At 53.5% G+C, this 3,025-nt stretch carries 1 rRNA gene; it reads right to left on the bottom strand.

The annotated features are described in order from the left end of the window. Positions 1-9 precede the first annotated feature (9 nt). Positions 10-2,940 (bottom strand): 23S ribosomal RNA (locus ACTHRH_RS25520). Positions 2,941-3,025: the final 85 nt, after the last annotated feature.

Below are 3,025 nucleotides of genomic sequence, written 5' to 3'. Positions count from 1 at the left end.
GATCATGTATAGGTTAAGCCCTCGACCGATTAGTATTCGTCAGCTCCATGCATTGCTGCACTTCCACCCCGAACCTATCTACCTCGTCGTCTACAAGGGGTCTTACATACTGGGAAATCTCATCTTGAGGGGGGCTTCACGCTTAGATGCTTTCAGCGCTTATCCCTTCCGTACTTGGCTACCCAGCTATGCCTCTGGCGAGACAACTGGTACACCAGCGGTACGTCCATCCCGGTCCTCTCGTACTAAGGACAGCTCCTCTCAAATTTCCTACGCCCGCGACAGATAGGGACCGAACTGTCTCACGACGTTCTGAACCCAGCTCGCGTACCGCTTTAATGGGCGAACAGCCCAACCCTTGGGACCTACTTCAGCCCCAGGATGCGATGAGCCGACATCGAGGTGCCAAACCTCCCCGTCGATGTGGACTCTTGGGGGAGATAAGCCTGTTATCCCCAGGGTAGCTTTTATCCGTTGAGCGATGGCCCTTCCATGCGGAACCACCGGATCACTAAGCCCGACTTTCGTCCCTGCTCGACCTGTACGTCTCGCAGTCAAGCTCCCTTCTGCCTTTGCACTCTTCGAATGATTTCCAACCATTCTGAGGGAACCTTGGGGCGCCTCCGTTACCTTTTAGGAGGCGACCGCCCCAGTCAAACTGCCCGCCTGACACTGTCCCCCAACCCGATTCAGGGTCGCGGGTTAGAACCTAGATACGATCAGGGTGGTATCCCAACGTCGCCTCCACACATGCTGGCGCACATGCTTCTCAGGCTCCCACCTATCCTGTACAGATCGTACCCAAGTCCAATATCAAGCTACAGTAAAGCTCCATGGGGTCTTTCCGTCTTGTCGCGGGTAACCTGCATCTTCACAGGTATTAAAATTTCACCGGATCTCTCGTTGAGACAGCGCCCAAGTCGTTACGCCATTCGTGCGGGTCAGAACTTACCTGACAAGGAATTTCGCTACCTTAGGACCGTTATAGTTACGGCCGCCGTTTACTGGGGCTTCGGTTCATAGCTTCGGGTTACCCCTAACCACTCCCCTTAACCTTCCAGCACCGGGCAGGCGTCAGCCCGTATACTTCGCCTTTCGGCTTCGCACAGACCTGTGTTTTTGCTAAACAGTCGCTTGGGCCTATTCACTGCGGCCCCCTCGGGCTATTCACCCTACCGAGGCACCCCTTCTCCCGAAGTTACGGGGTCATTTTGCCGAGTTCCTTAACGAGAGTTCTTCCGAGCGCCTTAGAATTCTCTTCCTACCTACCTGTGTCGGTTTACGGTACGGGCACCTTCTCCCTGGCTAGAGGCTTTTCTTGGCAGCTGGAGTACAAGTTCTTCGGTACTGCAATTTTCCCTCCCCATCACAGCTCAGCCTTACGGTGTGCGGATTTGCCTACACACCAGCCTTACTGCTTGGACAGACTCTTCCATCCGTCTGCAACTCTTCCCTTCTGCGTCACCCCATCGCTCATAGCGGTTCACGGTGGTACAGGAATTTCAACCTGTTGTCCTTCGACTACGCCTTTCGGCCTCGCCTTAGGTCCCGACTTACCCTGAGCGGACGAACCTTCCTCAGGAACCCTTAGGTTTTCGGCGGACAAGATTCTCACTTGTCTTTTCGTTACTCATACCGGCATTCTCACTTGTATGCTGTCCAGCAGTCCTCACGATCTACCTTCAACCTGCATACAACGCTCCCCTACCCAAGAGTGATCGTTAGATCGCTCCTGCCACAGCTTCGGTGGTGTGTTTAGCCCCGTTACATTTTCGGCGCAGAGTCACTCGACCAGTGAGCTATTACGCACTCTTTAAATGGTGGCTGCTTCTAAGCCAACATCCTGGTTGTCTTTGCAACTCCACATCCTTTCCCACTTAACACACACTTGGGGACCTTAGCCGATGGTCTGGGCTGTTTCCCTCTTGACGATGGATCTTAGCACTCACCGTCTGACTCCCGGGGTCCAAGAAGATGGCATTCGGAGTTTGACTGAGCTTGGTAACCCTTGGCGGGCCCCGCACCCAATCAGTGCTCTACCTCCATTTCTCAACCTCCCGAGGCTAGCCCTAAAGCTATTTCGGGGAGAACCAGCTATCTCCGAGTTCGATTGGAATTTCTCCGCTACCCCCACCTCATCCCCGAATTTTTCAACATTCGTGGGTTCGGGCCTCCAGTGAGTGTTACCTCACCTTCACCCTGGACAGGGGTAGATCACACGGTTTCGGGTCTACGCCTGCGTACTCATTTCGCCCTATTCAGACTCGCTTTCGCTACGGCTCCGCATCTTCTGCTTAACCTTGCACGCAAACGTAACTCGCCGGTTCATTCTACAAAAGGCACGCCATCACTCATGAACGAGCTCTGACTTCTTGTAAGCACACGGTTTCAGGTTCTTTTTCACTCCGCTCCCGCGGTTCTTTTCACCTTTCCCTCACGGTACTGCTTCACTATCGGTCGCTAGGGAGTATTTAGCCTTAGCAGATGGTCCTGCCAGATTCCCACGGGGTTTCACGTGCCCCGCGGTACTCGGGATCCGTCTAGCACTTTTGCTCATTTTCGGCTACAGGGCTTTTACCTCCTCTGGCCGGCCTTTCCAGACCGCTTCACCTAATGAGCTCAGTCCATGTTGACGTCCCACAACCCCGATGCACAAGTGCATCGGTTTAGGCTCTTCCGCGTTCGCTCGCCGCTACTGACGGAATCACTATTGTTTTCTCTTCCTCAAGGTACTTAGATGTTTCAGTTCCCTTGGTATGCCTCTTCCGTACCTATGGATTCAGTACGGAGTGCGTATCCATTACGATACGCGGGTTCCCCCATTCGGACATCCCCGGATCGATGCTTGCTTACAGCTCCCCGAGGCATTTCGTTGTTCGCCACGTCCTTCATCGGCTCCTAGCGCCTAGGCATCCTCCGTGTGCTCTTACTAGCTTAACCTGATTTCTCTTCATTAAGAAAAATCCAATCACTGGCTAATGGATGCTTTCGCATTTTCATTCGCTATCTAGTTTTCAAGGAACAA

Origin of the sequence: Paenibacillus sp. SAFN-117, assembly GCF_051966115.1 — a bacterium.
GTDB classification, from domain to species: Bacteria; Bacillota; Bacilli; order Paenibacillales; family NBRC-103111; genus Paenibacillus_L; species Paenibacillus_L residui.
This window is presented reverse-complemented; position numbering and strand designations above follow the sequence as displayed.